The sequence below is a fragment of the Pseudomonas sp. F01002 genome (genome assembly GCF_004402115.1).
GTDB lineage: Bacteria > Pseudomonadota > Gammaproteobacteria > Pseudomonadales > Pseudomonadaceae > Aquipseudomonas > Aquipseudomonas frigoris.
The window spans coordinates 36,246-51,672 of sequence record NZ_SOPU01000002.1; the positions used below are offsets into that span (position 1 = coordinate 36,246).

Here is a 15,427-nt window from a genome sequence, read left to right on the forward strand (position 1 = left end):
TCCGCAGCTGGCGAAGCCTGCGTTCGGTTCGGGCCGCGTTCGGACGAAGCAGTCGTAAAACCGGTATCCGCAGTTCACCTGAAACACCGCAGTGCCTGATTTCACGACCGCTTCGTCCGAACGCGGCCCGAACCGAACGCAGGCTACGCCAGCTGTTACATAGATCCACTTCAGCCGGCAAACGCCCGACGACCGGCGCGCATCTCGATGCGCAACTCGCCAATCAGATTGGAGATATCGCGAACGGTGNGTCAGCCGTGCTGGCGATACTCCAGTAATCAACAGATCAATTCGCCCGGCGGCGGGTTCGTAGACTTTGATCCGTAACGTTCCGTCCGGATTCACCGTGCAGGCACAGGAACGCGGTTGAAAACCGGACTCAACAATGCGGCAAAGCTCAGGAACTGAAACCATGACAGGCGCCTCCGTGGCCATTAATCGGATCCAACTTGCTCAGCATAGATGGGCTTTTCCCATCCTGCGCTCGCCAATGCTGAAAATAAGTGTTAGCTGTTTCTCACTTTGGCGACCTTTCAGTGAGAATCCCCACCCCAGATCCAATTCCAGAGCCCCGGCAATTTAACCGGCGGTGAACTGTCGCGAACGGTACGCGCCATGGCGGCCCGTTGCAGCGCTGCCGTGTCGTCGTAAAACGGCTTTTCGGCGGTTTTCACACCGGCAGCCTGTGCACTGTCGAGCAGGATTTGCAGGTACTCGCGAGTATGCCGGGCGGTATAGCGATTGAGGTCGTGGAAGGTCACCACCACCGGAATCACCCCGTCCACCACCGGTAATTCGCCAAGGGCGATGCGCTCGCGCACTTCGGAAATTGTGCGCAAGAAGTGGGCCCGCCGCCGGGGGCTGGCGTTGAAGCCCCAGATCTTGCCGTCATTAGCGCTCAGATCGGTCAGCAGCACATGCATGCCGTGTTGCTGATAGGCCGCGAAAGTGCGTTTGTCGTAGTTCCAGAATGGCGGGCGCACCAGGGTCGGTGGAGCACCGGTGATCGCAGCGATGTCGGCGCTGCCGTTGGTGAGGGACTGTTCCAGTTCCTGTGGGTCCAGGGAGCGATGATTGGTGTGCCCGGGCGTGGCCGTGTGAAAGCCCAGGATCTGACCTTCGGCCTGTTCGCGATGCATGACCTGGCGCCCTATTTCACTGCCGCCGGCTCGTGAGGCACGGGTCTGCACGAAGAACACCGCTTTGAGGTTCGGTTGCACCGGGTTAGTGGCCAGACTGTCGAGCACCGTCATCGTCGGATTCCAGAAACTCGATGCGCTGGGACCGTCGTCGAAGGTCAGCAGGAAACGGATCGGTGGTTGCGCACTCAGACGCTGTTCGGTCTGCGGCGTCATTTCGATGGGAGAAGCGATGCACCCAACCAGCCCTGTGGCGATGATGAATGCAGATAGAACCTTGAACAGCTGTTTCATGTTTTGCCTTGGGCCAGACCGTTACGATCAACACTTCAAAGGGCAAAAATCCTTCGCCCGTTCATCCTTCGTCGGCCCGCAGGTCGCTGCGGGCCGAGGTTGGATAAGGGTACACAGTGTTTGGTTCCAGTGCTGCCCGGCATCGTGGGTTACTGGTCAAACGCCTGCTGAAACGAGCTGTCGATAATCGGTGCAGTCGCCAACGCAGCCGGCAGCGCTTTTACCTTGAACAGGAAGTCCGCGGTGCTTTGCAGATCCTTTGCGGCCTGCGCATCCACCGGGCCGACGGTCATGTGGGCCTGGCGCAACCAATGGCGCGAGACGTTCTGGTCAAGGTTGGCTTTCTTCGCCCAGAGATCGGCGTACTCGTCGGTGTGATTGTCGACCCAGGCCCGGGCCTTTTTCAGGCGCACCAGAAAGTCGGCAATGGCTTCGCGTTTGCTGTCGATCGACGGCGTCGAGGCGGCGATGGCGCTCAGGCCGGGCATCAGGTTCTTGGCGGTGAGGATCGGCCGGGCGCCGGAGAACAGAATCTGCTGGGAGATGTAGGGTTCCCAGACCGGGAATGCGTCGATGCTGCCCTGAGGCAACGCGGCGGCGGCATCGATCGGCATCAGTTTGATGAAGTCGACATAGTCTTCCGGCAGGTCGGCTTTTTCCAGGGCGCGCAGGGTCAGTTGCTGGCTCCAGGCACCGGGCCAATAAGCGACTTTCTTACCCTTCAGATCGGCGATGGTTTTGACCGGTGAGTCCTTGGGCACCAGCAAGGCGATGGTGTCGGGGTTTTGCCGCGACACGCCGATCAGTCTCACCGGTGCCTGTTTGGCGGCGAGGAACAGAAAACCCGAATCGCCGAGAAAACCCAGATCCAGCGCGCCGGTGTTCAGCGCTTCGGCCAGCGGCGCGGCGGCCTGGAAGTGCTTCCAGTCGACAGTATAAGGCGCGTCTTTCAGTACGCCCGATGCCTCCACCGAAGCGCGAACGTTGTAGTAGTTCTGATCACCGACGTGCAGGACGACGGGCTCGGCGGCGTAAGCCAGTGGTGCGGCGAACAGTGCGCTGGTCAGCAGACTGCGCACGAATCGGGACAGGTTCATCGGGGGCTCCTTGAGGGTTATTGCGATAGACCATAACGCTCTTACAAGAGGCTTTTAAAATTCGATTTATGCATAAGCTCATGACCAGCAGCGAACAGTGTTTGCCCAGCAACAGCGACTAAACAGTCTGTTTTCCCTTGCTTCAGCGCCAAGGCCTTGAAAACACTCGTCATGTAAAACATGGCACAGAGCCTGCAATATTCCTTTTATGCAGGAAGCTTTTATAAAAAATGATTTTTTGGAAATAAGAACCTCGCCGCCTTGCCTGGAGCTGTCCCATGAAAACCACCTTCCGTTTTCCCCACGTCAGGTCTCTGCTCAGCGCTTGCGCCCTGGCGCTGAGCCTGCTACCGCTTGCCCAGGCCGCTGAAGCGCCACCGGCCGAAGTGCATCTGGATTACGCCTATTACTCGCCCGTGAGCCTGGTGCTCAAACACTTCGGCTTTCTGGAAAAAGCCCTGCCACAGACCAAGGTCAGCTGGGTGCTGAGCCAGGGCAGCAACCGCTCGCTGGAATACCTCAACAGCGGCGGCGTCGACTTCGCCTCCTCCGCCAGCCTCGCCGCCGTGCTGAGCCGCGCCAATGGCAGCCCTATCAAATCGGTTTACGTCTACAGCCGCGCCGAATGGACGGCGTTGGTGGTGCGCAAGGATTCGCCCTACAAAACCGTGGCCGATCTGAAAGGTAAAAAAATCGCCGCCACCAAGGGCACCGATCCGTACCTGTTTACCCTGCGCAGCCCGCAACAGGCAGGCCTGGGCAAAGACGATGTGGAACTGGTGCATTTGCAGCACCCGGACGGTCGCACTGCGCTGGAAAAAGGTGACGTCGACGCCTGGGCCGGACTCGATCCGCACATGGCCGCGAGCCAGGTTCAGGCCGGCTCCCGGTTGCTCTATCGCAACACTAATTTCAACAGTTACGGCGTGGTCAGCGTCACCGACAGCTATGCCAAAGAACACCCACACACCATCGACACCGTACTGAATGCCTACGAGCAAGCTCGCGAGTGGGCGGTAAAAAATCCCGAGGAACTGGCGAAGCTACTCGCTGGCGAATCCGGTCTGCCGCTGGAAGTGGCCAAGCTGCAATTGTCGCGCACCGACCTGAGCAGCCCGCAACTGACCGCCAAGGATGTGATCGCCTCCAAGGCTGCCGCACCGATCCTGGTTTCCGAAGAACTGGTTCGTCGTGGGGTGAATGTCGATCAAGTGATCGACCAACTGATCGACATCGGCTTCAAAGAAACCGTGGCTCGTGTAGGAGCTGTCGAGTGAAACGAGGCTGCGATCTCTTGATCTTGATTCGTCGTGACCGGAGAACCCAATGACCAGCAAAAGCAAACACCTGTCCGCCCCGCTGGCATTGCCCGCACTCCGACGCCTCAACAACGCCTGGAAACTCCGCCTCAAGGCCCTCGCCCTACCGGTGCTGATCCTCCTCGTGCTGGAATTCGTCGTGCGTATCGGCTGGTTGCCGTCCTACCAAATGCCGGCCCCCAGCGAGATCGCGCTGACCTTGAGCGACCTCGCCGAAGGCGCGCTGTGGAAGCACATCAGCGCCAGCCTGTTGCGGGTGCTGTTGGGTTTCGCCATCGGCGCCGGTCTGGCCCTGGTGTTTGCTGCGTGGGTCGGTTTGAGCCGCGAAGCCGAAGCCTGGCTGGAGCCGACGTTCGCCGGCCTGCGCTCGATTCCAAGTCTGGCCTGGGTACCGCTGTTGCTGCTGTGGCTGGGCATCGACGAGACCTCGAAAATCGTCTTGATCGCCATCGGTGCCTTCTTCCCGGTGTACCTCAACGGCGTCGCGGCGATCCGCGACATCGACCGCAAACTGGTGGAAGTCGGGCAGATGTACGGTTTCAGCCGGCCGCGACTGGTGCGCCGAATTTTGCTGCCCGCCGCCCTGCCCGGTCTGTTCACCGGGTTGCGCAGCGGCATGAGCCTGGCCTGGATGTTTTTGGTCGCCGCCGAACTGATCGCCGCGACCAAAGGCTTGGGGTATCTGCTCAGCGACGGTCGCGAGACTTCACGCCCGGACATCGTGCTGGCGGCAATCATCGTGCTGGCGCTGTTGGGCAAACTCAGCGACGGCATCCTCGCCGGCCTGGAGAAACGTTTCCTCGCCTGGCGCGACACCTTCAACGGCCAAAACGCAGAGGATTGAGCCATGACCGACCACCTGTTGGACATTCGCGTCGAGCGCAAAACCTTCGCCGCTACCACCGTGCTCAAGAACATCCATTTGCAATTGCAACCCCGGGAGGCCGTCAGCCTGCTGGGCCCCAGCGGCTGCGGGAAAAGCACGTTGCTGCGGATCATCGCCGGCCTGGAAAAGGACTTTGAGGGCGAAGTGTTCAGCAGCGCCGGGGAAGTCGCTTTTGTGTTCCAGGAGCCGCGACTGATGCCATGGCTGACAGTCGAACAGAACATCGGTTTCAGCGCCGACAACCAATACGACAAAGCCTGGGTCGCGCAACTGATCGACGAAGTCGGCCTCGGCGGTTTTGCTCAAGCCCTGCCCAAAGCGCTGTCGGGTGGCATGGCGCAGCGGGTGGCGATGGCTCGCGGCCTCTACTCGCGACCGCAGGTGCTGTTGCTCGACGAACCCTTCAGCGCGGTGGACGCCTTTACCCGAATGAAACTGCAGGACCTGCTGCTGCAACTGGGCGAACGTCACGCCATCGCCCTGCTGCTGGTGACCCACGACGTGGATGAAGCGCTGTACCTCAGTGATCGGGTGCTGGTGATGGACAATCGCCCCAGCAGCATTCGTCAGGAGCTTGCGGTGCAACTGGCCCATCCTCGTGACCGGCGCGACCCGCTGCTCGCTCGCCTCAAGGCCTTGTCGTTGACCGAGTTGCAGCGCGCCCATGTGATCTGAGCAACTAAGCTGAAATCTCCAGTCAGAGTTCTTCAATCGGAGCTCTTCAATGGGAGCATCGGCCTATGTGCGGACGCCTGTCGCAGTACCGTGGCATTCACGATTTTGTCGCCGTGCTGAGCATCCCCGACGCGTTGATCAACCACGTCGGTGATGAACCGCTGGCCCGCTACAACGCGGCGCCCACCACGCAACTCGCCCTCCTGCATCTGGAGAGCAACGGCTTGCACGCCGATTTTCAGCGCTGGGGATGGCGGCCGCACTGGGCGAAGGATCGGGCGGCACCGATCAATGCACGGGTCGAAAAAGTCGCCCACGGCGCCTTCTTCCGGGCGATCTGGCCGCACCGCGCGATCGTGCCGATCGACAACTGGTTCGAATGGGTCGACACCGGGGATTCGACGAGGCAACCGTGGCTCATCCGCCGACGGGACCGGGCGCCGATTTTATGCGCGGCGATCGGACAGTTTCCCGGCGCGGGGGGTGAGTCGCGGGCCGACGACGGTTTTGTGATCATCACCGCCGACAGTGCGGGCGGCATGCTCGACATTCATGACCGGCGCCCCGTGGTGTTGTCTGCGCCGCTGGCGCGGGAATGGCTTGACCCGGCCACCCCCAAAGAACGCGCAGAGCAGATGGCGCTGTTGCAGGGTGAAGTCAGCGAGGTTTTCGAGTGGTACAAGGTTGACAGAGCAGTGGGCAATTCAAGAAATCAAGGCGTTGCACTGATTGATGAAACACCCTGAACGTATCAATACAGACATAAATGCAGGAATAAGCAACAGTTATATATACATATTCAACACTTAATCGTTACACAGGTCGTCTCATCCAAGAAACACTTGCCTTTGTTTGGCGATTTAACTATTAACCGCCTGTCTGACATTTCGATACATTCAGAATAACTATGGATAGCATGCGCGCCGCATTCCCTCGGCACCCCGCAATTGACCAAAGAGTCAATAAACCAAGGAGATCCCTACAACAACAAACCTTGCAGAGAATTAAATTGCGCGACGATTTCATAATTAATCAAGCCGATGGTCTGGCGTGTGTTTATCTTTCGAAGACAGAACATTACCCACTCGACTGTTTTATCGGGCAATACATAAAGACCCGCAACCTGCATTCAATTGCCACTATCGGCGACCTCCTGCGTACAACCCTCGAACGCTATCCGGGTAAACCTCCAGTCATGGTCAACGAGCTGAACGCCTGGATCGACAAGACCTTGGGTTATCGGGCCTCCCACCCCGATTTTCTGACGCTGGAAGAGGTTTGAGTTGATGGACCGGGTTCATTCAGCCAAAGAACTGAACGAACCCGACATCGAGCCACTCTCAAAAACTGAGCTTCGGCCCAAGGAGGAATATATGAGCAAACTCATCCCCTATGCCGTGCACTATATGTTCGACGGCGTTCGTCAGCACTTTTTCAAACTGGTCGAACAGTTTTCCGATGTCGAGGCGATACATTCGGCGTCCGCCCATGCTTATCCCGACTCCGACCGTCAAATCGCCGCACACGCCAACCTCGAAACCGCGCGCATCAAAGCGCAACAATTGGGTATTACGCACATTCGCTGGAATGAAGCGATCTGATTTAATAATCGCCCAATGAAAAGCCCCGTTTGATAGCGGGGCTTTTTTGTATGTGCAGATCGGTCAAGGCTTCAGCGGACGTTCCTGGTCGCGGTCTGACAGTTCTTTACCGTCGTCGGGGTGCTTCCAGTCCGGCGTCGAACGCCTCTGCCGCTCGATTTCCTCTTCCGTGGGTTCGTCATCCACATCTTCATCCGGGTCCGGACGCTTTGGATCATTAGCCATGCTCACCTCTCTTCCTGTAGGGGTCCCCTTTAAGCGTAGAACAGTTTCGACGGGAACGACTTAGAGCCACCAACGCAGCAAAAAGAAGAATCCCATGCTCAACAACATGCTGAGCAAGGTATTGCGGGTGTAAAGCACCAGCCCCACCGCCACCAGCGAACTGATCAGGTACGGGTTGTCCCACTGCAGATTCAGCTGCTTGTCCGGCATGAACACGATCGGCCCGCAGATCGCCGTCAACATGCCCGGCACCGCAAACCCCAGGAACTGCAGCGCATTACTGCTCAAGCGCACGGGCAGCCGCGGCTCCAGAAACACATAGCGGTTGAGGAACACCAATAGCCCCATGCCAAAAATAACCGCCCAGACCATCATGTGCGTCCACCGTAGAATTTGTTGCAGATAAAGCCTGCGGTCATGCCCGCCAACCCCGACAGTACTAGCGCCGAGCCCCATTGCCAGTAGCTGAACAGCACCGAGCAGAACAGCGACACCGCCACACACACCACGGTCGGCACGTTCCGCACCACGGGGGTGATCAGGGCGATAAAAGTCGCCGCGATGGAGAAGTCCAGTCCCAGATGTTCCAGCCCCGGAATGCTGCTGCCCAGCACGATGCCGGCCAGGGTGAAGAGGTTCCAGGCGATGTAAAACGTCAGGCCGACACCCAACGCGTACCAGCGGTTGAACTGTTGTTTGTCATGCGCACTGGTCAGGGTGAACAGCTCATCGGTGAGCAAAAAGCCCAACCCCACACGCCAGCGACCCGGCAACGGCGAAATCACCGAACGCAGGCTCATCCCGTAGAGCAAATGCTGGGAGGTCAGCAGCAGCGTCGTCAGCAAAATCGAAAAGATCCCGGCACCGCCCTTGAGCATGCCGATCGCCACCAGTTGCGCCGCCCCGGCAAACACGATGCTCGACAACCCCTGGCCTTGCAGGGGCGTGAGATTGGCCTCGATGGCCATGGAGCCGGCCAGCAGTCCCCAGGGCGCGGTGGCCAGGGACAACGGCATGATCGCCGCAGCGCCGCGAAGAAAGGCACTGCGCGGCATGAGTGAATTGGACATAACGCTCTACAACCAGGGAAAGACTTCAGACTGTGCCAGCAGTCATGGCCGAAGGCTTGAACAATCTTGCGCACTTGGTCCGCGGCCAGGCACAACGGCAGAATGCGTGCGGAGCTCGCTGATTTTCGCGATTGACAAAAATCGCGCCGGCTTTTAAAACTGAGCGCCTCATTCAGGGTGTAAGCAAGTATGTCCGCAACCTTCAACCTCAACACTGTCGTCATTGGCTTGAATGCCAAGGCGCAAGGTTGCGTTGCGCACGCCCTCAAATCGAAGAAACAGTCGCTCATGTGACCGGGGCGCGCTGTCCCGTCAGATGAGCTGACAGGACATTGAGCGCGACGGACACCCTCCCTTGCTTACTGCCTTCTACGCTTCTGACGGTGACGAAATCGGTCAACCTTCAGGAGTAAGTGCATGTCATCGTTTCAAGGTATCTGGGTCCCTCTCGTTACACCGTTTCGCAACGGTGCGATCGATTTCGTCGGCTTGCGCCGGTTGGTCAATCATCTGCTGGAAAAAGGTGTCGATGGCGTTGTGGTCTGCGGCACCACGGCGGAAGCGGCGGCACTGAGCAAACACGAGCAACTGGCGGTGCTCGATGCGGTGCTCGCGCAGGTGCCGGCGGAACGGGTGGTCATGGGCCTGGCCGGCAACAATATGACCGAGCTGCTGCAATTTCAGAGCGAAATCCTGAAACGTCCACTGGCCGGTTTGCTGGTACCGCCGCCGTATTACATCCGCCCTTCCCAGGCGGGCCTCGAAGCGTTTTTCAAAGCCGTCGCCGATGCCTCCAGCGTTCCGCTCATTCTTTACGACATCCCTTACCGCACCGGCGTGGCGTTCGAGCAGGCAACCCTGCTCAACATCGTCGCCCATGAGCGAATCGTCGCGATCAAGGATTGCGGCGGCAATCAGTCCAACACCCTGGCACTGCTAGGCAGTGGCAAGGTCGACGTGCTGTGCGGCGAAGATAACCAGATCTTCAGCGCCTTGTGCCTGGGCGCCAAAGGCGCCATTGCCGCTTCGGCGCATGTTCATCCGGAGCTGTTCGTGGTGTTGTATCAACAGATCCGCGACAACCGGTTAGCGGCTGGTCGAGCAACATTCTTCCAACTGCTGCCGCTGATTCACAGCCTGTTCATCGAGCCCAATCCCGCCCCGGTGAAAACCGCCCTGGCCCTTGAAGGCTTGATCGACGACGAACTGCGCGCGCCGATGCAACGCAGCAGCGTAGCCATGGCGGTGCGTCTGAAGGAAGTACTGGCGGCGTTGAACAGCAACAATCGATAGAGCGCCAGCAACCAGCCCGAGTACCATGGAGCCATTCGCATAACGCGTCATGGAGTCGACATGCTTTACCGAATCGCCGCCGACGGGCTGGTCCTGTTTCATCTGTTGTTCATTCTGTTCGTGCTGTTCGGCGGGCTGCTGGTGCTCAAATGGCGCCCCCTGATCTGGTGGCACCTGCCCGCGGCGGTGTGGGGTGTGTCGGTGGAAGTCTTCCACCTGACCTGCCCGCTGACGCAGTGGGAAAACCTCATGCGCGACGCGGCCGGGCAAACCGGTTATAGCGGCGGTTTCATCGAACATTACGTGTGGCCGGTCATTTACCCGGCGGGCCTGACACCGGCGATTCAGCTGGGACTGGGCAGCGTGGTGCTGGCGATCAACGTGCTGGTCTACCTTCGGTTGATCAGGCTGTGGCAGCGCCCAACGGGCGCGTAGGAGCTGCCGCAGACTGCGATCTTTTGATCTTGTTCGTTCAAGGACTCTGCCCATGTTGTCGATTGAAGATCTCACGCTGCTCGAAGCCATCCGGGAAACCGGCAGCCTGTCCCGGGCCGCGGCCCACTTGGGCAAGGCGCCCTCGACGGTGTCCTACGCCGCGCGACAACTGGAGGAACGCTTTGACGCCTTGCTGTTCGACCGTCGTCGCTACCGCTTGCAACTGACCCCGGCGGGTGAGTTGCTGGTGAACGAGGCGGCGCGACTGATGCAAGACGTCTCGCGGCTGACCCAGCGGGTGCAGCAAGTGGCCAATGGCTGGGAGAGCCGGCTATGGATCGTCACCGATGAGTTGCTCGAATTCGAAGCGTTGATCCCGGTGATTCACGAGTTCGATGCGCTGGAATCCGGCGTGCCGTTGCGCATCACTCAGGAAGTCCTCAAAGGTGTTTGGGAAGCCCTGCGTGAAGGCCGCGCGGACCTGATCATCGGCGCCACCAACGAGCCACCGGCGATCCCCTCCTTGCGCTGGATGCAACTGGGGGAAATGGAATGGGTGTTCGCGGTGTCACCCAGGCACCGCTGGCCAGGGCCCAGGAGCCGATTTCACGCGCCATGGTTGCGCAGCATCGGGCGATTGTCGTGGCCGATTCGTCCAGGGTTACCGAGGGCAGCACTTACGGCGTCTCCGGCGGCCAACCGGTGCTCGCTGTGCCGACCATACGCGCCAAGATCCTCGCCCAGTGCGACGGGTTGGGCGTGGGTTGGTTACCGAAGCATCGGGTCGGCTCGTTGCTGAAAAACGGCACGCTGGTTGAAAAACAGATGGCCGACCCGCGTGAGCCGAATATCTTGTATGCCGGCTGGCGTGGCGATCACGACGGCCGCGCCTTGGGCTGGTGGCTGGAAAAACTCAAGCAATCGTACCTGTCCACCAAACTGGTTCAGGGCAGTGACCGGTTTGTTTGAATTCAGTTGGCAATGACGCTCATGTTCCGGCCGCTGGCCTTGGCCACGTAAAGCGCCTTGTCGGCGGCCCCCACCAGGTCGCTGGGCTGGGCTTGTGACGCCGGATCGTAAGCGGCGACCCCCAGGCTGACCGTCACCGTGCCTTCAGCCCCTTCACTGTGTCGGATGCCGGCCTGCTGAACAGCGCGGCGGATTTTTTCCGCCACCAGAAACGCCCCCACGTAGTCGGTGCCGGGCAGTACCACCGCAAATTCTTCGCCACCATAGCGGGCAGACAGGTCACCGGGGCGCTTGATGTTGTCCCTGATGATCGTGCTGATGTTGCGCAAACACTCATCGCCGGCCACATGGCCGTAAAGATCATTGAAGCTCTTGAAGTGATCGACATCGATCATCAGCAGCGCGAGGTGGGTCTGGTTGCGCCTGGCGCGGCCCATTTCGGCGAGGATGAACAGATCGAACTGACGCCGGTTGGACAGTCCGGTCAGCGCGTCCTCCAGCGCCAGCAACTCAAGACTGCGGTTAACCTCGATCAGTTTTTCCTGCGTATCCAGCAATACGCCCTGCACATGGTTCTGCTGCCTCATGAGGCGAATGAGGCGATAACCGAGGACGCCCAGAAACCCCAGGAATAACGAGACGATCCCGGCACTCAGCAGTACCTCCTTACGCCAGGCGGCCAGGACTTCATCTTTGTTCAGCGCCGCAAAGATGATCAGCGGATAACCGTCGACCCTGCGAAATCCGACCACACGCTCGACGCCATCCACATAGGACGGGACCATTGCCGTGCCTGAATTGCCCTTGGGCAACAGTTGCGTAAACAACGGTCCCTTGGCGACGCTGATGCCGATTTCAGCTTCTTTGAACGGCCGGCGGACGACGATGGTGGCATCGTCGGCGATCAGGTTGATCACGCCGTTATGACCCATGTCGATGCTGTCGTAGAGCCCGAGGAAATGGCTGAGATAAATCGTTGCCAACGCCACGCCGGCAAAACGGCCATCCGGATGATTGACGCGGCGGGACACCGTCATGATCCATTCACCGCTCGAACGACTCTTGATCGAGGGGCCGATGTGGGGACCGCGGTCGGGATGATTGCGATGGAAGATAAAATACTCACGATCGGCGTTGTTGGCATCCGGCACGACGGCGCCATTGGAATTGGCAATCCAGCGCCCTTCTTCATCATAGATAAACAAGCCATGGAGCTGGCTCAACTCACTGCGCTGGGCCTTGAGTAAACGCTCCAGCCGGGGCATCCGGGCCTGGTCGATGCCGTCGTTTTCGAGGCGATCCACCAGGGTCAACAGCAGCGTATCGGCTTGCTTGATCGACGCCTGTGCTTGCGAGGCCAGGGTCTGCGCAAGGTTGGACATCGCCACTTCTTTGTCGTGCAGATGGTACTGGCGCGAGTTCCAGGATTCCCAAATCACGATAGCCGTCATGGACAGGCACACCGCGACCAGCAGAATCACCGCAGAGCGAACTTTGAGAGTTGCCCCGGCTTGCTCGGCGACCCAAGGTACGCCATGGCGCGATTGTTCAATTCGATTGTTGACGGACGGATGACCCATGACGCTCCCTGATCCCTGATCCCTGATCCCTGAATGCTGATCACACGGCGAATCTTCCCGTTCGCCCTTTTTATGCCCCCTGACGGGTATGAGCCGCCTGATGCCAGGCGACTATGCCTCATCAAACACCCGAAAGGTGAATGACGCGAGAAGTATCCGCATGAACGTTCGACAGGTGGGCCAGTGTTTTGCGTTACTTGAGGTTCCCCGCCAGAAATTGCTGCAACCGCTCGCTGCCAAGCTTCTCCAGAACAGTAGACGGTGCCCCTTGTTCTTCAACCCGTCCCTGATGCAAAAACATGACGTGGTTCGACACCTGCCGGGCAAACGCCATTTCATGGGTGACCACCACCATCGTCCGGCCCTCTTCGGCCAGCTACTGCATGCCTTTGAGCACCTCGTCCACCAGTTCGGGGTCCAGGGCGGAAGTCGGTTCGTCGAACAGCATCACTTGCGGCTCCATCGCCAGCGCCCGAGCGATGGCGACGCGCTGTTGCTGGCCGCCGGAGCGCTGGACCCGCACACAAATCACCCCGAGAATTCTTGCGGGTGAGCAGTTCTTCGGCATTCACGATGATGCGCCCGGCGGACGGTTGTTCGAGATGGTTGATACAGCGCATCCGCGCCGCCGCGCGTTCACTGGACATCTCCCAGGCCGCCGTGACGAAAGCGCTGCGCGAGCTGGAAACCAGTCAGCAGTTACCGCGGTCAGGCGCGCGCCTGCTTCACGGCCTCGATCCAGGCCGGATTCAATTGCATCTGTTCGGTGTCGATACCCAGCGCCTCCATCCGCGCCTTGTGCTGATCCATCTCGCGGGTCAACTGGCTGTGATCACTGGAGTTGCCGTCCAACTCGTGCATCTGGCTCAACCCCAGATGGTAGAAACGCAACAGCTTCATGGCCGTCGGATCCTCCTTCTCCACCGCCGCCGTCACCTGATGCATGACGTTGGTGATGCTCATTAAGCTGCGCTTGAGCTGCCAGCCGTAAACCGCCGGGGCCATCCATGGCTGGGTCCAGAACGTGCCGCGCATCAGCGCTGCCATCAGCAGCACCGACACAAACACGCCGCCGACGTTAAATCGCAGATTGTCGCCACCGGGTTCGCCGAACAACACCACCGCCGTGGTGGACAACACCATCGCCAGGGCCAGGAAAATCAAGGCTATGATTATCGTGCTGCGTCGCGTCTGGCTTCGATAGCGTTCGGGGTTCTGCGGCTGGATTTCGAACATCGCGACGGGGTTCCTTGAGGGCATGGGTAAAAAGGCTGCGGGGCATTATCGCCTCTGCAGGGGATTTAGCTATGCTGAGGCTCCTTTTCATCTTTTCATCGTCAAACGGGGAAATGGCGATACAGCGCAGTTCGTGCCATCTTCTTTCATGGATACATACTATTCGGATGCCATTTGACTGTATGAATGGCATCGTTTTAAGGATCATTGAATGACCCAACGACAAGTAATCAACGCCTCGGTCAGCCCAAAAGGCAGCCTGGAAACCCTTTCTCAACGTGAAGTACAGCAACTGAGCGAAGCCGGATCCGGCAGCACCTACACCTTATTCCGCCAGTGCGCCCTGGCCATCCTCAATACCGGCGCCCATGTTGATAACGCCAAAACCATCCTCGAGGCCTACAAGGACTTCGAAATCCGCATTCACCAGCAGGACCGTGGCGTACGCCTGGAACTGCTGAACGCCCCGGCCGACGCCTTCGTTGATGGCGAAATGATCGCCAGCACCCGGGAAATGCTCTTCAGCGCCCTGCGCGACATCGTCTACACCGAAAACGAACTCGACGCCCAGCGCATCGACCTGAGCACCTCCCAGGGCATCAGCGACTACGTGTTCCACCTGCTGCGCAACGCCCGCACCCTGCGCCCCGGCGTCGAGCCGAAGATCGTGGTGTGCTGGGGCGGCCACTCGATCAATACTGAAGAATACAAATACACCAAGAAAGTCGGCCACGAACTGGGCCTGCGCAGCCTCGACATCTGCACCGGTTGCGGTCCTGGCGTGATGAAAGGCCCGATGAAAGGCGCGACCATCGCCCACGCCAAACAGCGCATCCACGGCGGCCGCTACCTCGGTTTGACCGAGCCGGGCATCATCGCTGCCGAAGCGCCGAACCCGATCGTCAACGAACTGGTGATCCTGCCGGACATCGAAAAACGTCTGGAAGCCTTCGTCCGCGTCGGCCACGGCATCATCATTTTCCCGGGCGGCGCCGGCACCGCCGAAGAGTTCCTGTACCTGCTCGGTATCCTGATGCACCCGGACAACGCTGGCCTGCCCTTCCCCGTGGTCCTCACCGGACCGAAACATGCCGCGCCGTATCTGGAGCAACTGGATGCGTTCGTCGGCGCCACCTTGGGTGACGCTGCCAAGCAACATTACGAAATCATCATCGACGACCCGGCTGAAGTCGCGCGTCAAATGACTCAAGGTCTAAAGGCAGTCAAACAGTTCCGCCGCGAGCGCAATGACGCGTTCCATTTCAACTGGCTGCTGAAGATCGACGAAGGCTTCCAGCGTCCGTTCGATCCAACCCACGAAAACATGGCCAACCTGAAACTGAGCCGCAACCTGCCGGCCCACGAACTGGCCGCCAACCTGCGCCGCGCGTTCTCCGGCATCGTCGCCGGCAACGTCAAGGACAAGGGCATCCGCCTGATCGAAGAGCACGGGCCTTACCAGATCCGTGGCGATGCGGCGGTGATGCAACCGCTGGATCAACTGCTGAAGGCCTTCGTCGCCCAGCACCGGATGAAACTGCCAGGTGGCGCGGCGTATGTGCCGTGTTATCAAGTGGTTGCGTAGCAGGCCATACCCCCTGTGGGAGC

At 59.4% G+C, this 15,427-nt stretch carries 16 protein-coding genes and 4 pseudogenes; 11 read left to right on the forward strand and 9 right to left on the reverse strand.

The window, feature by feature from the left end; genetic code table 11:
* Window positions 1-170: 170 nt before the first annotated feature.
* The 3 genes and pseudogenes from E3W21_RS00245 to E3W21_RS00255 form a co-directional block, all read right to left on the reverse strand.
* Window positions 171-414: pseudogene (locus tag E3W21_RS00245) on the reverse strand (DUF1652 domain-containing protein).
* 119 nt (window positions 415-533) lie between these two features.
* Complete coding sequence (locus E3W21_RS00250; RefSeq protein ID WP_134417126.1) at window positions 534-1,433, reverse strand: polysaccharide deacetylase family protein; 900 nt, start codon at window positions 1,431-1,433, stop codon at window positions 534-536.
* A gap of 149 nt (window positions 1,434-1,582) precedes the next feature.
* Window positions 1,583-2,530 carry an ABC transporter substrate-binding protein gene (locus E3W21_RS00255; protein ID WP_134417127.1) on the reverse strand — a complete coding sequence of 316 codons (948 nt, stop codon included), beginning with the start codon at window positions 2,528-2,530 and terminating at the stop codon, window positions 1,583-1,585.
* Between the two features lie 278 nt (window positions 2,531-2,808).
* On the opposite strand from E3W21_RS00255, the gene E3W21_RS00260 reads away from it, so the two are divergent.
* The 6 genes from E3W21_RS00260 (at window position 2,809) to E3W21_RS00285 (ending at window position 7,011) form a co-directional block, all read left to right on the forward strand.
* Window positions 2,809-3,807: an aliphatic sulfonate ABC transporter substrate-binding protein gene (locus tag E3W21_RS00260; RefSeq protein WP_134417128.1), complete on the forward strand. Its 999-nt coding sequence runs from the start codon at window positions 2,809-2,811 to the stop codon at window positions 3,805-3,807.
* A 49-nt stretch (window positions 3,808-3,856) separates the two neighbouring features.
* A complete protein-coding gene (locus tag E3W21_RS00265) occupies window positions 3,857-4,693 on the forward strand; it encodes an ABC transporter permease (protein ID WP_134417129.1) in 837 nt (278 codons plus the stop codon).
* A gap of 3 nt (window positions 4,694-4,696) precedes the next feature.
* Window positions 4,697-5,410 (forward strand): ABC transporter ATP-binding protein, encoded by a 714-nt coding sequence (locus tag E3W21_RS00270; protein WP_134417130.1) that lies wholly within the window; start codon window positions 4,697-4,699, stop codon window positions 5,408-5,410.
* A 65-nt stretch (window positions 5,411-5,475) separates the two neighbouring features.
* Entirely contained in the window at window positions 5,476-6,156 is a 681-nt protein-coding gene (locus E3W21_RS00275) for an SOS response-associated peptidase (protein ID WP_129443468.1), read from the forward strand.
* Window positions 6,157-6,419: 263 nt separating this feature from the next.
* The gene (locus tag E3W21_RS00280; RefSeq protein ID WP_134417193.1) at window positions 6,420-6,692 is read left to right on the forward strand and encodes a hypothetical protein; all 273 of its coding nucleotides are present in this window, start codon (window positions 6,420-6,422) and stop codon (window positions 6,690-6,692) included.
* A 91-nt stretch (window positions 6,693-6,783) separates the two neighbouring features.
* Window positions 6,784-7,011, forward strand: a complete 228-nt coding sequence (locus E3W21_RS00285; RefSeq protein WP_134417131.1) for a DUF6555 family protein — start codon at window positions 6,784-6,786, stop codon at window positions 7,009-7,011.
* A 63-nt stretch (window positions 7,012-7,074) separates the two neighbouring features.
* On the opposite strand, the gene E3W21_RS31060 is transcribed toward E3W21_RS00285, so the two are convergent.
* Genes E3W21_RS31060 through E3W21_RS00295 form a run of 3 tightly spaced genes read right to left on the reverse strand, consistent with a single transcriptional unit; the run spans window position 7,075 to window position 8,306 of the window.
* On the reverse strand, window positions 7,075-7,236 hold the full coding sequence (locus E3W21_RS31060) for a hypothetical protein (protein ID WP_165353281.1): 162 nt from the start codon (window positions 7,234-7,236) through the stop codon (window positions 7,075-7,077).
* Between the two features lie 60 nt (window positions 7,237-7,296).
* Window positions 7,297-7,608, reverse strand: a complete 312-nt coding sequence (locus tag E3W21_RS00290; protein WP_166793800.1) for an AzlD domain-containing protein — start codon at window positions 7,606-7,608, stop codon at window positions 7,297-7,299.
* A complete protein-coding gene (locus E3W21_RS00295; RefSeq protein ID WP_134417133.1) occupies window positions 7,608-8,306 on the reverse strand; it encodes an AzlC family ABC transporter permease in 699 nt (232 codons plus the stop codon). The genes E3W21_RS00290 and E3W21_RS00295 overlap by 1 nt, the downstream gene beginning before the upstream one ends.
* Window positions 8,307-8,723: 417 nt before the next feature.
* On the opposite strand from E3W21_RS00295, the gene dapA reads away from it, so the two are divergent.
* The 3 genes and pseudogenes from dapA (at window position 8,724) to E3W21_RS00310 (ending at window position 11,003) form a co-directional block, all read left to right on the forward strand.
* Window positions 8,724-9,599 (forward strand): 4-hydroxy-tetrahydrodipicolinate synthase, encoded by an 876-nt coding sequence (gene dapA, locus E3W21_RS00300; protein WP_134417134.1) that lies wholly within the window; start codon window positions 8,724-8,726, stop codon window positions 9,597-9,599.
* Between the two features lie 60 nt (window positions 9,600-9,659).
* Window positions 9,660-10,034, forward strand: a complete 375-nt coding sequence (locus E3W21_RS00305) for a DUF2784 domain-containing protein (RefSeq protein WP_046053487.1) — start codon at window positions 9,660-9,662, stop codon at window positions 10,032-10,034.
* A gap of 52 nt (window positions 10,035-10,086) precedes the next feature.
* Window positions 10,087-11,003: pseudogene (locus E3W21_RS00310) on the forward strand (LysR family transcriptional regulator).
* Window positions 11,004-11,005: 2 nt separating this feature from the next.
* On the opposite strand, the gene E3W21_RS00315 reads toward E3W21_RS00310, so the two are convergent.
* Complete coding sequence (locus E3W21_RS00315; RefSeq protein WP_134417135.1) at window positions 11,006-12,583, reverse strand: sensor domain-containing diguanylate cyclase; 1,578 nt, start codon at window positions 12,581-12,583, stop codon at window positions 11,006-11,008.
* Between the two features lie 193 nt (window positions 12,584-12,776).
* Window positions 12,777-13,091: pseudogene (locus E3W21_RS00320) on the reverse strand (ATP-binding cassette domain-containing protein); the annotation flags it as partial.
* 65 nt (window positions 13,092-13,156) lie between these two features.
* Here E3W21_RS00320 and E3W21_RS32225 point away from each other — a divergent pair.
* Window positions 13,157-13,288: pseudogene (locus tag E3W21_RS32225) on the forward strand (LysR family transcriptional regulator); the annotation flags it as partial.
* Between the two features lie 3 nt (window positions 13,289-13,291).
* Here E3W21_RS32225 and E3W21_RS00325 read toward each other — a convergent pair.
* Window positions 13,292-13,819 (reverse strand): DUF3087 domain-containing protein, encoded by a 528-nt coding sequence (locus E3W21_RS00325; RefSeq protein ID WP_134417136.1) that lies wholly within the window; start codon window positions 13,817-13,819, stop codon window positions 13,292-13,294.
* A 211-nt stretch (window positions 13,820-14,030) separates the two neighbouring features.
* On the opposite strand from E3W21_RS00325, the gene ppnN reads away from it, so the two are divergent.
* On the forward strand, window positions 14,031-15,404 hold the full coding sequence (ppnN, locus tag E3W21_RS00330) for a nucleotide 5'-monophosphate nucleosidase PpnN (RefSeq protein ID WP_129443452.1): 1,374 nt from the start codon (window positions 14,031-14,033) through the stop codon (window positions 15,402-15,404).
* Window positions 15,405-15,427: the final 23 nt, after the last annotated feature.

What these genes read in the sequence shown, in the direction of transcription:
- E3W21_RS31060 (WP_165353281.1), bottom strand. Translation starts at nt 7,236, where the DNA reads ATGGCTAATGATCCAAAGCGTCCGGACCCGGATGAAGATGTGGATGAC.
- E3W21_RS00270 (WP_134417130.1), top strand. Translation starts at nt 4,697, where the DNA reads ATGACCGACCACCTGTTGGACATTCGCGTCGAGCGCAAAACCTTCGCC.
- E3W21_RS00295 (WP_134417133.1), bottom strand. Translation starts at nt 8,306, where the DNA reads ATGTCCAATTCACTCATGCCGCGCAGTGCCTTTCTTCGCGGCGCTGCG.
- E3W21_RS00250 (WP_134417126.1), bottom strand. Translation starts at nt 1,433, where the DNA reads ATGAAACAGCTGTTCAAGGTTCTATCTGCATTCATCATCGCCACAGGG.
- E3W21_RS00315 (WP_134417135.1), bottom strand. Translation starts at nt 12,583, where the DNA reads ATGGGTCATCCGTCCGTCAACAATCGAATTGAACAATCGCGCCATGGC.
- E3W21_RS00265 (WP_134417129.1), top strand. Translation starts at nt 3,857, where the DNA reads ATGACCAGCAAAAGCAAACACCTGTCCGCCCCGCTGGCATTGCCCGCA.
- ppnN (WP_129443452.1), top strand. Translation starts at nt 14,031, where the DNA reads ATGACCCAACGACAAGTAATCAACGCCTCGGTCAGCCCAAAAGGCAGC.
- dapA (WP_134417134.1), top strand. Translation starts at nt 8,724, where the DNA reads ATGTCATCGTTTCAAGGTATCTGGGTCCCTCTCGTTACACCGTTTCGC.
- E3W21_RS00255 (WP_134417127.1), bottom strand. Translation starts at nt 2,530, where the DNA reads ATGAACCTGTCCCGATTCGTGCGCAGTCTGCTGACCAGCGCACTGTTC.
- E3W21_RS00290 (WP_166793800.1), bottom strand. Translation starts at nt 7,608, where the DNA reads ATGGTCTGGGCGGTTATTTTTGGCATGGGGCTATTGGTGTTCCTCAAC.
- E3W21_RS00305 (WP_046053487.1), top strand. Translation starts at nt 9,660, where the DNA reads ATGCTTTACCGAATCGCCGCCGACGGGCTGGTCCTGTTTCATCTGTTG.
- E3W21_RS00325 (WP_134417136.1), bottom strand. Translation starts at nt 13,819, where the DNA reads ATGTTCGAAATCCAGCCGCAGAACCCCGAACGCTATCGAAGCCAGACG.
- E3W21_RS00275 (WP_129443468.1), top strand. Translation starts at nt 5,476, where the DNA reads ATGTGCGGACGCCTGTCGCAGTACCGTGGCATTCACGATTTTGTCGCC.
- E3W21_RS00260 (WP_134417128.1), top strand. Translation starts at nt 2,809, where the DNA reads ATGAAAACCACCTTCCGTTTTCCCCACGTCAGGTCTCTGCTCAGCGCT.
- E3W21_RS00285 (WP_134417131.1), top strand. Translation starts at nt 6,784, where the DNA reads ATGAGCAAACTCATCCCCTATGCCGTGCACTATATGTTCGACGGCGTT.